This is a genomic window from Pontibacter silvestris, from assembly GCF_020907275.1.
GTDB lineage: Bacteria > Bacteroidota > Bacteroidia > Cytophagales > Hymenobacteraceae > Pontibacter > Pontibacter silvestris.
In genome coordinates, this window is the sequence record NZ_JAJJWI010000006.1 from 1 (window position 1) to 16,213 (window position 16,213).

The 16,213-nt window shown below is 42.1% G+C and carries 13 protein-coding genes; 8 read left to right on the forward strand and 5 right to left on the reverse strand.

All coding sequences use genetic code 11. From position 1 onward, the window contains the following. Positions 1–326: 326 nt before the first annotated feature. Genes LN995_RS06755 through LN995_RS06780 form a run of 6 tightly spaced genes read left to right on the forward strand, consistent with a single transcriptional unit; the run spans position 327 to position 6,846 of the window. On the forward strand, positions 327–2,336 hold the full coding sequence (locus tag LN995_RS06755; RefSeq protein ID WP_229959680.1) for a BatA domain-containing protein: 2,010 nt from the start codon (positions 327–329) through the stop codon (positions 2,334–2,336). A 1-nt stretch (position 2,337) separates the two neighbouring features. Beyond that, positions 2,338–3,612 (forward strand): dihydroorotase, encoded by a 1,275-nt coding sequence (locus LN995_RS06760; RefSeq protein WP_229959681.1) that lies wholly within the window; start codon positions 2,338–2,340, stop codon positions 3,610–3,612. Positions 3,613–3,665: 53 nt separating this feature from the next. Continuing rightward, positions 3,666–4,175: a DUF4199 domain-containing protein gene (locus LN995_RS06765; RefSeq protein WP_229959683.1), complete on the forward strand. Its 510-nt coding sequence runs from the start codon at positions 3,666–3,668 to the stop codon at positions 4,173–4,175. 32 nt (positions 4,176–4,207) lie between these two features. Beyond that, positions 4,208–4,726: a DUF4199 domain-containing protein gene (locus tag LN995_RS06770; RefSeq protein WP_229959685.1), complete on the forward strand. Its 519-nt coding sequence runs from the start codon at positions 4,208–4,210 to the stop codon at positions 4,724–4,726. 3 nt (positions 4,727–4,729) lie between these two features. Beyond that, the gene (locus LN995_RS06775) at positions 4,730–5,704 is read left to right on the forward strand and encodes a glycosyltransferase family 2 protein (RefSeq protein ID WP_229959687.1); all 975 of its coding nucleotides are present in this window, start codon (positions 4,730–4,732) and stop codon (positions 5,702–5,704) included. Next, complete coding sequence (locus LN995_RS06780; protein WP_229959689.1) at positions 5,704–6,846, forward strand: glycosyltransferase; 1,143 nt, start codon at positions 5,704–5,706, stop codon at positions 6,844–6,846. Before LN995_RS06775 ends, LN995_RS06780 begins: the two co-directional genes overlap by 1 nt. A 580-nt stretch (positions 6,847–7,426) precedes the next feature. Here the strand turns inward: LN995_RS06780 and LN995_RS06785 are convergent. Next, complete coding sequence (locus LN995_RS06785) at positions 7,427–8,110, reverse strand: CPBP family intramembrane glutamic endopeptidase (RefSeq protein WP_229959690.1); 684 nt, start codon at positions 8,108–8,110, stop codon at positions 7,427–7,429. 222 nt (positions 8,111–8,332) lie between these two features. Further along, a complete protein-coding gene (purB, locus tag LN995_RS06790; protein ID WP_229959692.1) occupies positions 8,333–9,685 on the reverse strand; it encodes an adenylosuccinate lyase in 1,353 nt (450 codons plus the stop codon). A gap of 446 nt (positions 9,686–10,131) precedes the next feature. Here purB and LN995_RS06795 point away from each other — a divergent pair, with 446 nt between their 5' ends. Then, positions 10,132–12,066, forward strand: a complete 1,935-nt coding sequence (locus tag LN995_RS06795; RefSeq protein ID WP_229959694.1) for a transglycosylase domain-containing protein — start codon at positions 10,132–10,134, stop codon at positions 12,064–12,066. Positions 12,067–12,170: 104 nt separating this feature from the next. Then, the gene (locus LN995_RS06800; RefSeq protein ID WP_262910429.1) at positions 12,171–13,226 is read left to right on the forward strand and encodes a bile acid:sodium symporter family protein; all 1,056 of its coding nucleotides are present in this window, start codon (positions 12,171–12,173) and stop codon (positions 13,224–13,226) included. A 172-nt stretch (positions 13,227–13,398) separates the two neighbouring features. Here LN995_RS06800 and LN995_RS06805 read toward each other — a convergent pair whose 3' ends face one another. The 3 genes from LN995_RS06805 to LN995_RS06815 form a co-directional block, all read right to left on the reverse strand. Continuing rightward, entirely contained in the window at positions 13,399–13,731 is a 333-nt protein-coding gene (locus LN995_RS06805; RefSeq protein WP_229959696.1) for a DUF3817 domain-containing protein, read from the reverse strand. 183 nt (positions 13,732–13,914) lie between these two features. Next, on the reverse strand, positions 13,915–15,030 hold the full coding sequence (locus LN995_RS06810) for a chorismate mutase (RefSeq protein ID WP_229959698.1): 1,116 nt from the start codon (positions 15,028–15,030) through the stop codon (positions 13,915–13,917). Further along, a complete protein-coding gene (locus LN995_RS06815; RefSeq protein WP_229959700.1) occupies positions 15,017–16,207 on the reverse strand; it encodes a pyridoxal phosphate-dependent aminotransferase in 1,191 nt (396 codons plus the stop codon). The genes LN995_RS06810 and LN995_RS06815 overlap by 14 nt, the downstream gene beginning before the upstream one ends. Positions 16,208–16,213 lie beyond the last annotated feature (6 nt).

The following is a 16,213-nucleotide window of genomic DNA, read 5'->3' on the forward strand; positions in this document are numbered from 1 at the left end:
GAGAGACCGTGCTTTTTTTAAAAGCATAAAATATTCTAAAGCTTTTTTTATAGTGCTGTATTAAACTATTGTAATATCTTATCTTGAGACAAGGAAATCTTATTCCTGTTGGTTTATTTCCGTTATAAAATAGTTAGTTAGAGTTAATATCCCTTCACCTCTTGTATTAAACATAAGATAAGTTAGCTTAATACAAAGGCTAGGTCATATTAGCCTTAGTAACTATCTCATATTTCTAGTATTTTTAATCTTTTTATAAAGGTAAGAGTATATCACAGGCAATAGTAAACATTGCTTTTCTAGCTATTCCTCTATAACTTGTTGCTATGGCATTTCTATATCCTTCCTTCCTGTTTGCCTTGTCAGCTATATCTGTTCCGGTTATTTTACACCTGGTGCAACTTCGGCGTGCTAAACGAATAGAGTTTAGTAATGTTAGGTTTATTCAGGCATCGAAAGATCTTACTGCAAGCCAACGAACACTTAAAGAATGGTTGATTCTGCTTTGTAGGATATTTTTTATTATCTTTTTAGTACTCGCTTTTGCACAGCCGTTTTTACCGGCTGCTGAGTCTGTTGCTGCTGCTGATGCATCAGATGTAACTGTGGTAGTGGACAATTCTTATAGTATGCAGAACATGCAGGAAGGAGAGGATTTAGATTTATTAACAGCAGCTGTGGACAAAGCCCATAGTGTGTTAGATCTTTTCCCTGTCAGTACAGCCTTTTCCATTGTTTCAAGCAATAAGTCAAATTTAGGTTCGTCAGTACAGGCAGGTGAAGCCGGTTCGTTACTTGATAATTTAGCTTTTACGGCAAATACGACTGGCACTGTCGGAAGAAATAGTCGTAATGCTTCACATATATTTCTGATTTCTGATTTTCAGAAGAGCACTTACAACTCACGTCTGCTGTCTGAACTGGACTCAACATGTCAAATCCATATTCTGCCACTTAAAGGAGCTACAACTACGAATATTGCTATAGATTCAGCTTATCTGGAAGATGAGTTTATACGACCTGCATCTGATAATTTACTCCATGTAAGAATCTTTAATGCAGGTAATGAACCTGTAAAGGATGTTCCTGTTAAATTGTTTATTGACAATCAGCAAGTAGCTGCTTTAAGTATAGACATAGCTGCCAAACAGGCAGCAGAAGCAGTGCTTAGTTTTAGATTAAACGGAGGAAGTCTAAAAAAAGCTTATGTGCAGGTAGAGGATTTTCCGGTTGAGTTTGATAATGCCTACTATTTTACTTTAGCTCCTTCTGCTACCATAGAAATAGCGGAAATAACAGATAACGCTGTAAACTCGGTACAACGCCTGTATGGGAATGAATCATTCTTTAGGCTTAGCCAGTTTAATGCTGGTAATCTTGATTATGCACAGGTTAATGCATCCCAGCTTATTGTCTTAAATCAGGTAAGCAGCTTGTCTCCTGCTTTAGCAGCTTCAGTAGCAAATTATGTTAATTCCGGAGGTACTGTAGCCGTAATACCAGCTGCTAAAGGTGATGTTAATGGATATGAGTCCTTGTTTCAGAACCTGAGCGTGCCGGCTACTATGTCTGAAGCTTCAGCTGAAGCAACAAAAACAATGCTCAATGCACCTGATCCGGAAAATCCTTTTTTCAAGAGCATCTTTTCGGATTATGACCCTAAAATGGAAATGCCGGAAGCTGTTCGGAGCGTTATTTGGGCGAGAGCTTCAGAAGATGTTTTGAAATACAGAGGTGGAGCTCCTTTTTTATCGCGGTTTGATAGGGGCAAAGGGCATCTGTTTCTAATGGCAGCGCCGCTGGGAGATGATTTTAGCAGCTTGGCCAGCCATGCTTTATTTGTGCCTATCATGTACAAAATAGCTATTTCTAGTTATAAACAAGAGCAGCAACTATCTTATACGCTGGCAGAGGGTACCATTAGTTTGCCTGCCGGTGGTATCAACTCTACCCGTGAAGGCGTTTACAAACTACAGCACGATAGCCTGGCATTTATTCCGGAACAGCAAATACGGGGCAGGCGCTTATATTTTACTGTTCCTTCTGAAATGGGAGAGGCTGGATTTTATAATTTACAGCTTCAGGATTCTACTTATACCACACTTGCTTTTAATTATAGCCAGGAAGAGTCTTATCTGGAGCAATATTCTCCGGATGAATTACGCGGCCTGGCAGGTAAAAACCGAGAAAATATTCATGTCTATGATTACGGAGACGCATTTTCTGTAAAAGGTGAGTTCGAAAAACAATTTTTTGGCGTTAAGCTTTGGAAATATTGCCTAATATTGTGTCTGTTTTTCTTAATGGCCGAAATAGCACTTGTTAGACTCCTCTGATATGAAAGTACTCCTGCAAGCAGTTACCATTTATCACCCTGAATCTGAATTTCACCAGCAAAACCAAAACATTCTGATAGAAGATGGGGCTATAGTTTATATAGGACCCGATGTAAAAGAATCAGACCAGCTAATTAGCATAGACGGCCTGTGCGTATCAACAGGTTGGATAGATATGTTTGCTTATGTTGGTGAGCCTGGGCTGGAATACAAAGAAGACCTGGAAACACTGGCGGCGGCGGCAGCGGCCGGAGGATTTACAGAAGTACTTTGTTTACCTAATACAAACCCTGTCGTGCAGAGCAAAGGGGCTGTAACCTTTGTAAAGAATAAATCAGCACAGCTACCTGTTACATTACACCCCGCTGGCGCTGTAACTATAGATGCAGAAGGCAAAGACCTGACAGAAATGATAGATCTGCACCAAGCAGGTGCTATTGCCTTTACAGATGGACTTAGGGCAATACAAGGGGCTGACATGGTACTGAAGGCACTGCAGTATATGCAGATCTTTAACGGATTGCTCATGAACCATCCGGAGAATACGCGATTAATGGATCATGGGCAGATGCATGAAGGGCAGGCAAGTACAAGACTTGGTATGAAAGGCATGCCATCGCTGGCCGAAGAAGTGGCCGTGACCAGAGATATCCAGCTATTAGCGTATACAGGAGGTAAGCTTCACTTTTCATTACTCTCAAGTGCAGCGTCTATAGAGGCTGTTCGTAAAGCAAAGGCTGAGGGTTTACAGGTTACCTGCGATGTGGCTAGTTACCAGGCCTCCTTTACAGATGAAACGATCGCCTCTTTTGATACTAATTTTAAGGTAAATCCTCCTTTCAGATCAGTAACTGATGTAGAAGCCATAAAACGTGGGCTGGCAGATGGCACGATAGATGTGCTTGTTTCGGCGCATATTCCTCAGGATACGGAGGCAAAGAAGCTGGAGTTTGATCTGGCGGAGTTTGGTATCATTAACCTGGAAACGGCTTTTGCCGTTGCGAATTCTTCTTTAAGGGATACTTTATCCACAGAAGCATTGGTAGAGAAGTTTACCATGAATCCCCGCAGAATTTTAGGCTTGCCGATACCACAAATTGCCGTTGGCGAAACTGCTAATCTTACTCTTTTCCACCCTGACCAGGTATGGACTCCAGTCATTGGTGAATTCAAGTCAAAGTCAGATAACAGCCCATTTGTAGGGCAGGCGCTGAAAGGGAAAGTAGCAGGTATCATTCATAAAGGGCAGGTGGTGCTTAATCATTCTAGTAAATAAATTAAAATTATATAGTTCGAAACAGGCTATAAGTCTAAAGAACAAGAACAGGCATGTTTAATCAAGCAATAATTAGAGTAGGCGTACGCTATGGTGTGCTAAGCGGTATAGCCTGCTTTGTGGTGGTGTTGGTACTCTATTTTGTTGGCGTAAACCCTTTTGGAAATATGGGCAGAATAAGTTTTGTGCCTATACCAGTGTTTATACTTTTGGCAATCAAATATTATAAGAAGTACAACGATACCGAACTGGGCTTTTTAAGTGGTTTACGTGTTGGGCTTTCTACATCTTTTTATACCGCCTTAACTGCCTCTTTACTTGTTTTAGCATTAATTTACCTAGTAGGGCCTGAACTGCTGCAAAGGCATATAACAGAGATGCAGACATTGCTTACTGATACAAAGGAGGAACAAATAGCAGTTATTGGGCAGGAGAATTTTGATAAAGCTTATGAAGCGATGTCTTCACTTACTCCGGGCATGCTGGCTGCTGATGATTTTATCAGGCGGTTGTTGGCAGGAGCCGCTTTTGCCCTTGTTGGTGCCGTTTTTTTTCGGAAATAGTAGTACATGTAAAACTATAAAAAGATAAACCAATGATTGAAAAAGAGCCTTCTGTTTTCTCTGTTGCACTTAAATACGGTTTTGTAGGTGCCCTGATAGGGGTTGTTTACTCGCTTATCTTAATGGTGACCAACCTGAACACCAATCCCTGGCTTAGTACTTTAAGTTATGTTATCCTGATAGGTACTATTGTGGTAGCTATGCAGCAATATAAAAAGAGTAACTATGGCTATATGTCTTATGGACAGGGGCTGGGAATAGGCACGCTTGTATCAGCTATGTTTGGCGTGTTCGGTAGTGTCTTTACTTATATCTATACTACTTTTGTTGATCCTAATTTTATGGATAACATGATGGAACAACAGCGTATTGAATTAGAAAACAGAGGTATGAGTGATGAGCAGATTGATCAGGCTATTGCGATGAGCCAGCAGTTTGCCAGTCCGGCACTTTTAGTAGTATGGGGCATCCTTCTTTATATAATAGTGGGTTTTATTCTGTCGCTCATAGTTTCTGCGATCATGAAAAATTCGCGTCCGGAGTTTGAATAAAAGATGCAATACCCTTACGATATTTCGGTAGTAGTTCCGCTTTTTAACGAAGAAGAGTCCCTGCCTGAACTGGTGCGCTGGATTAAAAGAGTGATGCATGCGCATGAGTTTTCTTATGAAATTATACTGGTGGATGATGGAAGCACAGATCGGTCGTGGGACGTTATTCATGATTTAGGGGCTGAAGACAATACGGTGAAAGGTATCAGCTTTAACCGGAACTATGGTAAGTCTGCTGCCTTAAACGAGGGCTTTAAACGCTGTTCAGGGGAGGTCGTGATTACTATGGATGCCGACCTGCAGGATAGCCCGGAAGAGATACCGGCTTTGTATGATATGATTAAGCACCAAAAGTTTGATATGGTGTCTGGTTGGAAAAAGAAGCGTTATGACCCGCCTAGTAAAACTGTTCCTACGAAGCTCTTTAACGCTGCCACCCGTAAGCTTTCAGGTATTCAGCTGCACGACTTTAACTGTGGTTTAAAAGCTTACCGGCAGTTACTGGTGAAAAGCATTGAAGTGCATGGCGAAATGCACCGCTATATACCTGTAATTGCCAAGTGGAATGGCTTTACAAAGATAGGAGAGAAGGTAGTACAGCACCAGGAGCGGAGATATGGCACCACCAAGTTCGGACTGGAACGCTTTGTGTATGGCTTCCTTGATTTACTTTCTATTACCTTTGTGAGCCGCTTTAAGAAGCGCCCGATGCACTTTTTTGGTACCTTAGGCACTTTGTCTTTTGTAGTGGGATTAGGCATTACTTTTTGGCTTATTGTGCAGAAGGTATTCCAGTTGTATGGCGATGGGCGTGTGCGTGATGTAGTAGATCAGCCTTTATTCTTTTTGGCACTGGTAGCTGTGATAGTTGGGGTACAACTGTTTTTAGCTGGCTTTTTAGCGGAGATGGTTTCCATGGCTTCATCCCGAAGAAATGAGTACTTAATTCGGGACCGTGTCGGTATGATAAAGAAATAATGGCAAGACGTATTGTAATTGTCGGGCCAGCATATCCATTGCGAGGTGGTGGTATGGCCACTTTTAACGAACGACTGGCCTTTGCTTTTCAGGAGGCAGGCGATGAGGTGGATATTGTAACCTTTAGCCTGCAGTACCCTTCTTTTTTGTTTCCGGGCAAAAGCCAGTATTCCGAAGAAGCGGCCCCTAAAGGATTACGTATAAAGGTGCTTATCAACTCAGTTAACCCTATCAGTTGGGTGCGTACAGGAAATTACATTAGAAATTTAAAGCCTGACATTGTTATTTTCCGGTACTGGCTACCTTTTATGGGACCAGCTTTAGGTACTATCGCCCGTATTATCCGGAGAAATAAGCACAGCCGCTTACTAGCTATTACAGATAATGTAGTGCCGCATGAAAAGCGACCCGGAGATGTATCTTTTACAAAATACTTTCTTCGTGCCTGCCATGGCTTCCTGACTATGTCGCGTGCTGTGCAGCAGGACCTGCAACGCTTTGAGCCTACGAAACCAAACCTGTACCTGGCGCATCCGCTTTACGATAATTTTGGTGCAACTGAAACCAAGGAAGAAGCCTGTGCTGCATTAGACCTGACCCCAGCCTCTAAATATGTTCTTTTCTTTGGCTTTATTCGAGCTTATAAAGGACTAGACCTCTTATTGAAGGCTTTTGCAGACCCAAGGTTGAAGCAGAACCCAAACATGAAGCTGATTATAGCCGGAGAGTTTTATGAAGATGCTGCGCCTTATAAGAAGCTAATAGACGAACATAAGCTACAGGAACAACTGGTGCTGCGAACTGATTTTATACCAAATGCGGAAGTGCGCCATTATTTCTGTGCTGCTGATCTGGTGGTGCAGCCGTACAAACATGCCACCCAAAGTGGCGTAACACAGGTTGCATATCATTTTGATAAACCGATGGTGGTTACCAATGTTGGCGGCCTTGCTGAACTGATACCCGCTGGGGAAGTGGGTTATGTAGTAGCACCAGAACCTGATGCTATTGCCAATGCCATCTCTGAGTTTTATGCGTCTGATAAAGCCTCTTTCTTTGCCCAAAACATTAAGCATCATAAAAAGCAGTTTAGCTGGAATAACTTTGTTAAAGGCGTGTATGCCTTAGCAGCCGAAGTATGAATTTAGGGTTTTACTGATCTTAACGTTGTTAAAAATCGCAGAGGCTGAATTAAAGTGCATGTTCCTATCGGCCATTGAATAAAGCAGGCGACCATTTGCAGATGCCATCTGAAAGTACGCGAGGTTTGTTACCTGCATTGTCAATGGCAACTATGCTGGCTGGGGCTTGCTTTATTCTGTTGTTAGGGCTCGTTTATTAATATCATTTTCCACACTCCATTACTTGCTCCTAGATTGGCTGACCTCTTGAGACTAGATATTTAGTATTACCAGTCTCACAATTCGGAACTTGCTTTTCTGTCTTTATTTATTTGAGAACGAATTCTAGCTATCATAGCTACTGCAGTAATTATGATAATGATTTTGCCATTGTTCTCTTGGAATAAGAAAACACTTCCGATAACCCATAAACAGATAGAAATCAAACCCATAACCTTGGTCTTTTTCGGGATTTTATCCATGACAGCGACTTTTTAGGTATAACATACTTTTTTGATGCTACTAACGTTTACTGCACATATAACGTAATGGGCTAAAATGCGCTTTAGTGCATTTTAGGTGTGGTTGTGTGCAGTAAATTTTAGTTCATTAGAATGTAGTAAAAAAAGCCACCAAAAGCATTAGTGATATTGTGAGCAATGATACAAGGTACTATAGAGTCTGTTTTTGCCCTAAGCCACGCTAATGCTATTGCAGCAGTGGAAGTATAAGTAAAAACTAAAAAAGCCTCAACTCCCGATGTTTGAAGAATATGCAAGATGCCAAAAGGCAAGGCTTGTAAAACCATTAATATCCAAACCCCTTTACTTGAGAGATTATGCTGTTTTGCATAATAAAGTAAGAAACCGAAAACCAATCCTCTTAAACCAAGCTCTTCGCCTAATCCAGGCATTGTAGCTTCATAAATGTAATATTCAACGCTTTCAAGTTCGGCTGGCGCATCTCCAATCGTTTTCGCAATTACAGAAAAAGTAATTATGAATAATGCTGTGAGTACAGATATCAAGAGCCATTGGTTATGTTTCGGTATCGATAAACCCAGTAATTCTTTAGGTCTTTTGAAAAAGCTCGCAAAGATTAAAACAATCAGAATACTTGCTATTTGCTGCCCCCAACCCATTTGAAGCTTCAGTCCTAAAGCTTTTTGAATAATTGACCCTGCTACAACTGAAGAAAAGTAAACTATGAAGGAAATTATTGCCCAAAGTATTGGCCTTTTTCTTAGTATGGTTAAAGCCTTTACGCCTTGCCAACTTTTATACATGCTTTTATTTTATGTTTGTTTTGTACACAACTTGAGTATAAACGAAATAAACTACTTTTATACTGCCAAATATAACAAATAACAGTAATCGAACTAATGAACAAATTAAAGTTTGGATGGATGCTTGTGTCCGTTTATAGAGAAAGGTGTGAACAAGAACAAAAGCAAGAAAGCCCCTTGCAGGAATACCTACAAGGGGCTTTCTTTTAATTAAAGTCTTCTTTACACCAAATCAACACCAGTATAGTTGTAAGGTGTTATTTTCTTTAATTCGGCTTTTATGTCGTCACTAACTTCTAGTGAATCTATAAAGCTGCTGATAGCTTGCTCCGTAATCTTTTCGTTTTTGCGTGTAAGGGCTTTAAGCGCTTCGTAAGGTTGTGGGTAACTTTCCCGGCGAAGCACTGTCTGTATGCCTTCTGCCACTACAGCCCAGTTTTCTTCCAAATGATGCTGCAGTGCCGCCTGGTTCAGTTCCAGCTTACCAATACCTTTCTCCAGAGATTTTAACGCAATCAATATATGTGACAAAGGCACACCGACATTACGAAGTACCGTGGAGTCAGTCAGGTCGCGTTGCAGGCGGGAGATTGGCAATTTTGCAGATAAGTGCTCCAGCACAGCGTTGGCTATCCCTAAGTTACCTTCGGCATTTTCGAAGTCTATTGGGTTTACCTTATGTGGCATGGCAGAAGAACCTACCTCTCCAGCTTTAATTTTCTGTTTAAAGTAGCCCATCGATACATATTGCCAGGCATCACGGGAGAAGTCTATCAATATAGTGTTGAGGCGCTTTAAACCATCGAAGTAAGCAGCCAGGTTATCGTAATGTTCGATCTGTGTCGTGTATTGGCTACGCTTCAAGCCCAATACTTGCTGCACAAAATTATTCCCGAAGTCTGGCCAGTTAGTATCTGGGTAAGCTACATGGTGCGCATTAAAATTACCGGTAGCACCACCAAACTTAGCAGAAAAAGGCACCTGGCGCACTTGTGAAAGTTGGGCTTCCAGACGTTCTGCAAAAACCATTATCTCTTTGCCTAATCGGGTAGGAGAGGCGGGTTGCCCGTGTGTGTGGGCCAGCATCGGTATTGCTTTCCAGTCCTGTGCCAGAGTTACCAGTTTCTGGTGCAGGCTTTGGTAAGCAGGTGCCAATATGGCTCTATCTGCATCACGTAACGAAAGCGGAATAGCCGTATTATTTACGTCCTGTGAGGTAAGGCCAAAGTGTATAAACTCTTTGTGCTGGCTAAGGCTAAGTGTATCAAACTTAGCCTTGATGAAATACTCTACAGCCTTTACATCATGGTTGGTAACTTTCTCTGTCTCTTTTATAGCCTGGGCATCAGCCTCAGAAAAGTTTTCGTAAATGGCCCGTAACTCAGGAAACTGACTTTGCTGTACCTCTTTCAACTGCGGGAGAGGCAGTTCGCACAGGGCGATAAAGTACTCTATTTCCACCAGTACACGATAGCGGATCAGGCCGAATTCAGAAAAATAGCCAGCTAATTCAGAAGTGTGGCGGCGATAGCGTCCATCAACCGGCGATATGGCAGTAAGCGTTGTAAGGTTCATTTTTAAAAAGAGGTTCTTTGTTCAAATATACACAGTATTGGTTAATGATAAAGACAGAAAGGCGAATTATGCATAGTTCTTATCCCGAACGCAAAAGACAAGAGATATCCAAAGAACACATTGCCTTTATAAGAAGCTAAATGTAAGGCGTTGGAATTATGATGGTTAAGTAGTTGTTAAACTTTTTATTGCTTCATGTTTGGCACTATGATTGTAAGTCTGGAGTAAGCTACGTGTGGCAATTGTACCTAATCAGACCGCCAAGCGTATGAGAGGGGGATATAACATGAACTATACGTTATTACGTAAAGGTGTTACGTTTTAAAATATAATATAAGTCATACCCTTTTTACTGAATCTTATTAGTTAATTCGCACCTGAATATTTTGGACAATCGTTTGAAAAAGAAAATTGCTATTTGGGCTGGCATTTTGCTAGCCTTCATTATGATACTGGTAATCCTGCTGTTTGTATTTAGAAGCAGAGTATTGCAGTACACCATTGGGCGTGTTATCACTAAAGTTGAAAACAAATATCCTGTTGACTTTAATATTGGTAATGCGGAATTTGCAAGTTGGAACACGGTTGTACTCAGCAACATTTCTTTGACGCCACATAACCAAGCCACTCTGTTTACGACCGATAGTGTAAATGCTACTGTAAGTGTCAGTTCCATTTTTAGAGGCCGGGTTGTTTTCAGACGCCTGGAGGTAGCCAACGGCTATCTAACAGCTGTAAAAAATGGCGATCGGAACAATTTCAGCTTTCTCTTTAAAAAAGATGATAACGCACCAGTTGATACGACAGAAGCAAAAGGCAGGAATTACGGTGCGTTGCTGAACCGTGTTATTGAAACTGCTTTCGACAATGTGCCTGACCAGGTATACTTCAAAAATCTGAATGCCTCTTATGTCTCCACCAACCGTACCATAGACGTTAAAATGCCATACTTTACTATGGACGATGGCAAAATAGATGCGAGAATGTCTGTTAAAGTTGATTCGTTGGAGAATAACATGCACGTGCAAGGAGCTATTGATCCGGGGGATTATGTGATATCTGTAGACCTTTTTGCTTTTGATGACCGTGGCATTACTCTGCCTTATGTGAAAGAGAAACTTGCTGGTAAGGTAGCTTTTGATACACTGCACTTAAGCCTAACAAATAAAACTTTCCGTCGTGACATGTTAACAGTAAGGGGATCTGCTATGGTGAACGACCTGATCGTAAACCACGAAAAGCTTGCTGATGAGGACATACACGTGAAAGAAGGTGCTGTAGACTATGTGGTTACGCTGGGGCCAAACCTTTACGTAATCGATAGCCTGACGGAAGTGCGCGTAAATAAAGCAAAAGCAAATATTTATGCTGCCTATAATAATGCGACTTCAAAAATAATAGACCTGAAAGTTAAGACAGAAGAGGTACCTGCCAACAATTTCTTTGAATCTTTGCCATCCGGCTTATTTGAGAACCTGGAGGGCATAAGAGCGCAAGGTAAGCTGAAATATAAAATGAGCTTTCATTTAAATATGGATAGCGTAAACCAGGTCAGGTTTAATTCTGACCTGGATGCCTCTGATGACTTTAAAATTGTACAATACGGCAATACGAACCTGAAAAAGATAAATGGCTCCTTTGTGCATACGGTGTATGAGTACGGGAAACCTGTGCGTACCTTTACAGTAGGCCCCTCTAACCCCTTCTTTAGCCCTATCAGTGAAATTTCTCCTTACCTGCGCAATGCTATTCTTACAGCCGAAGATGCCTATTTTTATCAGCACAATGGCTTTCATGAAGAAGCTTTCAGGCAGGCGATTGCCAAAAACCTGAAGGAGGGAGAATTTGCCAGGGGAGGTAGTACCATCTCGATGCAGTTAGTTAAGAACGTATTTCTTACGCGCCAGAAAACGGTTACCCGTAAAGTGGAAGAGGCTATTATTGTATGGATGATAGAGAATCTGGACCTGGTGTCGAAGAACCGGATGTTTGAAGTGTATCTGAACATTATAGAGTGGGGGCCTGATGTGTATGGTGCCAAAGATGCCTCCAGGTTTTACTTTGGCAAGCAACCGTCGGAGCTTAATCTGGCTGAGGCAATTTTCCTGACAAGTATTATTCCGAGCCCGAAAAGGTTCAGGTCGTCATTTGACAGTTATGGTAATCTACGCCCTTACAAAAGTGGGTATTATAGGCTGATAGGGGGCAATATGTTGCGTCGTGGATTAATTTCAAGAGAAGTGTATGATAGCTTATCCCCTAATGTGCAACTGTATGGCCGTGCCAGAGATTTAATTGTAACAGCACAGGATACCTCTGTGGTGGAAGAAATGGATACTACGCAATTTGAACTGAACACCATAGATTTACTGGATTTTTAAGCTATAAATTAAGAAAAGCAACGGCTCCGCAGTATACTTGCGGAGCGTTGCTTTTTAGCTATAGCAGCCTTTGCCAAAAGTTTGATCCTAACCCTGCATCATAAATGAAGAATGAACTACAAGAACAGGAAGTAAGAAAAGCTGTAGGACTTGTTCCGCGTATTGGCGCGCTGGCAGCCCGGGCAAGTTTAGATTGGTTTCTGCTGGCATTGATAGGTATGATAGGGCTGGCTTACCTGTGGCCGAGCATAGGTATTGACAGAGCGCCTTTATCGTTAGGCGATATTGCCAACTATGGCTTATCGCTTATTTTTTTCTTTTACGGATTGCGTCTAAGCCCCGAAAAACTGCGCGTTGGCTTGAGTAGCTGGAAATTACATACAGTAGTTCAATTAAGCACTTTTGTCCTTTTTCCATTGCTTGTGCTGCCGCTTCATGCTTATTTTAAGGGTAGCAGTGCCGAGATGCTGTGGTTAGGCGCTTTTTATGTGGCAGCCTTACCGTCTACAGTTTCGTCATCTGTGGTAATGGTGTCTATAGCAGGAGGAAACATACCTGCTGCTATTTTTAATGCAAGTGTTTCCAGTATATTAGGCATTTTTATAACTCCGTTGTGGATGGGGCTGTTCCTGACAGCAAGTGTGGAAGAGTTTAATATCTGGCAGGTATTAGGTAAACTGATACTGCAGGTGCTTTTACCTGTCGTGCTGGGAATACTGCTTAACAGCCGTTGGGGAGACTTTGCTGAGCAAAATCGTAAACGGCTACGCTACTTTGACCAGAGCATCATTCTCATTATTGTCTATACCTCTTTCTGTGAGTCTTTTGCGCGTGATATGTTCAGCAGCTACAGTTGGGTTGATTTAACACTTTTAGGCGCATGCATGGTTGGTCTGTTCTTCTTAATGTACAGCCTTATAACATTAATCAGTCGCCTGATGGGGTTTAACCGGGAGGATAAGAAAACCGCTGTGTTCTGTGGCTCAAAGAAGTCTCTGGTGCATGGTACTGTTATGTCTAAAGTCTTGTTTCCTGATGCCAATATTGTCGGTATCATCTTACTGCCTATAATGGTGTACCATGCTTTGCAGCTTTTGGCAGCCAGTATGATAGCCCAGTCAATGGCCCGTAAAGCGGGTGTTGAGGTAAAAGGGGAGTAGGCCCAGTGCTTAGTTGATTAAGGATTGGCTTTATAATCAGAATAAAAAAGCGCATAAAAGGAAACAGGAGCAAGAAGGGTCGGTAATTCCAATTCTTCTTGCTCCTGTTTTGCTTATCAAAGCATTTCTTCTTCAGAAAAGGGATTAAAGTACTTGTATCTTTCTGTTATTACTAAGCAGACTGCTTCAGGGCTACGTTATTTTGCTGTAGTTTAACCTCTTCCGCTTTTAGCAGGCGAGCATCTAATATAAACGGGCCAAACGGGAGTAGAGATGCAATTACACCAGCCGCCGCTTTACTAATTGACCAGCGAAGTGCTAAAGTTGCCTGTAGCAATGCTACAATGTATAGGATAAAGAGTATACCGTGTGCCCAACCCATATACTTTACTACTTCTGGCATGCCTGCCATATACTTTAGGGGCATGCCTATACCAAGAAGAAGGAGATAAGAAATACCTTCATAAATGCCAACGATGCGCAAACGACTGATGGGAGTCCTCATGTAAATCTAAGTTGAATGATTAATACTGCTAAGTAACAACCTAATGAACAAAACTGTGCCTTTTTATAAAAACATTTTCCAGGTTTTTGATCCTTGTACAGCTCCCTCACAATTTTTAAGCTAAAAAGGTGCAGATAAATGGATCATCTGCACCTTTTAACTTTATATAAAAGTGAGCATATCTTATTCTTCTACTTTCTGCATAGACGGAGCCGAACTCATTACTTCATTCTGAATGCCCATAGAATGCTGGTGTATAGCATCGAAGATTGCCTTTACAAAACCTTCATCAAGACCAGTTTCAATAGCAACCTTTAACCTGTTCTCTACCACTTGGTTCCAGCGGCCAGCCTGGTAAATATCCAGGGCGTTAGCACGTTTGTACTCACCAATTCGTTTGGAAACATCAGAACGAAGAAACAGAATATTGATTAGCTCATTGTCAAGTTTATCAATCAGGCTGCGCAGATCCTGTAGCTGCTCTGGGTTTGCCTCATGCACTGAATCCAGGTCCAGAACCGTAAGGAGCTTATTTAAGTTTTCTGGTGTAACCTGTTGTGAGGCATCACTTAACGCAACATCAGGGTTAATGTGGGTCTCTATCATCAGACCATCTGTACCTAAATGGAGTGCCTGCTGGCAAACAGTTTGTAATAAATCTCTGCGGCCGGCAATGTGGCTTGGGTCGCACAATAAAGGTACACCCGGTGCAAGGCTGCGGATTTGCTGAATGGTTTCCCATTTAGGGTGGTTACGGTAAGGTTTATTGTTCGGAGTAGAGAATCCCCTATGTATCAAAGCCAAATCAGTTATACCTGCCTGATTTAAACGCTCTAAGGCCCCTAACCACAGTTGCAGGTCAGGGTTTACAGGGTTCTTCACCATTACTGGTATGTCAACTCCTTTCAGAGCGTCTGCAATTTCCTGTACAGAGAATGGGTTTACAGTAGTGCGGGCACCAACCCAAAGAATATCAACACCATATTTTAACGCTTCTTCCACATGGCTTGTGTTTGCTACCTCAACGGCAGTTTGCAAGCCTGTTTCCTGCTTCACAGTTTTAAGCCATTCCAACGCAGCTGTTCCATAACCTTCGAACATGCCTGGGCGCGTACGTGGTTTCCAAACCCCGGCTCTGAATATACTTACTCTTGGGTCTTTTTTCAGTTCGCGAGCTGTCTGTAGCATTTGTTCTTCACTTTCAGCGCTACAGGGGCCTGCAATAACAGTTGGGAGTGGGCCTCCGTTTAGAATTTTTGTTTTTGCGACTAATTTTAGGTTAGAGTTATTTGAGCTCATGGCTTACTGTATTTAAGGTGTGTTGTTTTATTCTTTTTATTGATTCTTCTATCTGAGGCACAGATACACAAAGCGATACTCTTAAAAAGCGTTCCCCCTGGGTACCAAAAACTTTTCCTGGAGTTAAAAAAACGCCTGCTTCGTAAAGCAGTTCATCCAAGTAAACTTCTACATCAGAAACATGCTCTGGTACTTTAGCCCATACAAACATGCCAACGCTGTCTTTCTGGTAGTTGCACTCTAAAATATCCAGTAGCTTGTGCACCAGTTGCCTCCGCTTCGCATATTCCTGGTTGCGCTGCTGGTGCCATTCGTCCGGGTTATGTAGTGCCTCAATAGCGGCATGCTGTAAAGCCTGGAACATGCCAGAGTCTATGTTGCTTTTCACGGCAAGTACAGTACTGATGTAATCCTGACGGCCTAATAACATGCCTACCCGCCAGCCAGCCATGTTATGCGACTTACTAAGAGAGTTTAACTCCAGGCAGCAATCCATCGCATCAGGAACAGTGAGTAGGCTTCGTGGAGCCGCTGTTGGCAGTACGAGGCTGTAAGGATTATCATTTATTAACAGGAACTTGTATTTACGGGCTAGTTTTGAAAGTTGCTCTAAAGCCTCCTTCGTAGCTTGTACGCCTGTTGGCATGTGTGGGTAGTTTATCCACATCAGCTTTACTCCCTGGCTTGCCAGATCTTCTAACTGCTCCATATCTGGTAACCAGTTGTTTTCTTCGCTAAGGGTGTAGTAAACTGGCTCAGCACCTGCAAGGCGTGCAGTGGTGGCATAGGCAGGATAACCAGGATTAGGTACCAATACTTTATCACCAGGATTAAGAAAAGCCATAGAGATATGAAAAATACCTTCTTTAGAACCCATTAATGGAAGTACTTCTGTGTCCGGGTTAAGATTTACATGAAAAGTGGAGGTATACCAATCGGCTATAGCTTGCCGGAGCGCTGGTAATGAACGATATGGCTGATAGCCATGTCCTGCGTTTTGTGCTGCAGACGATGTCATCGCATCAATCGTAGCAGGCGAAGGAGGCATATCCGGGCTTCCTATTCCGAGGTTGATAACATTTTTGCCTTTAGCGTTCAGAGCACTTACTTCTGCCAGCTTTTTAGCGAAGTAATACTCCTGCACATGGCTCAGTCGCTCGGCTTTAGGTATAATCATGACTGT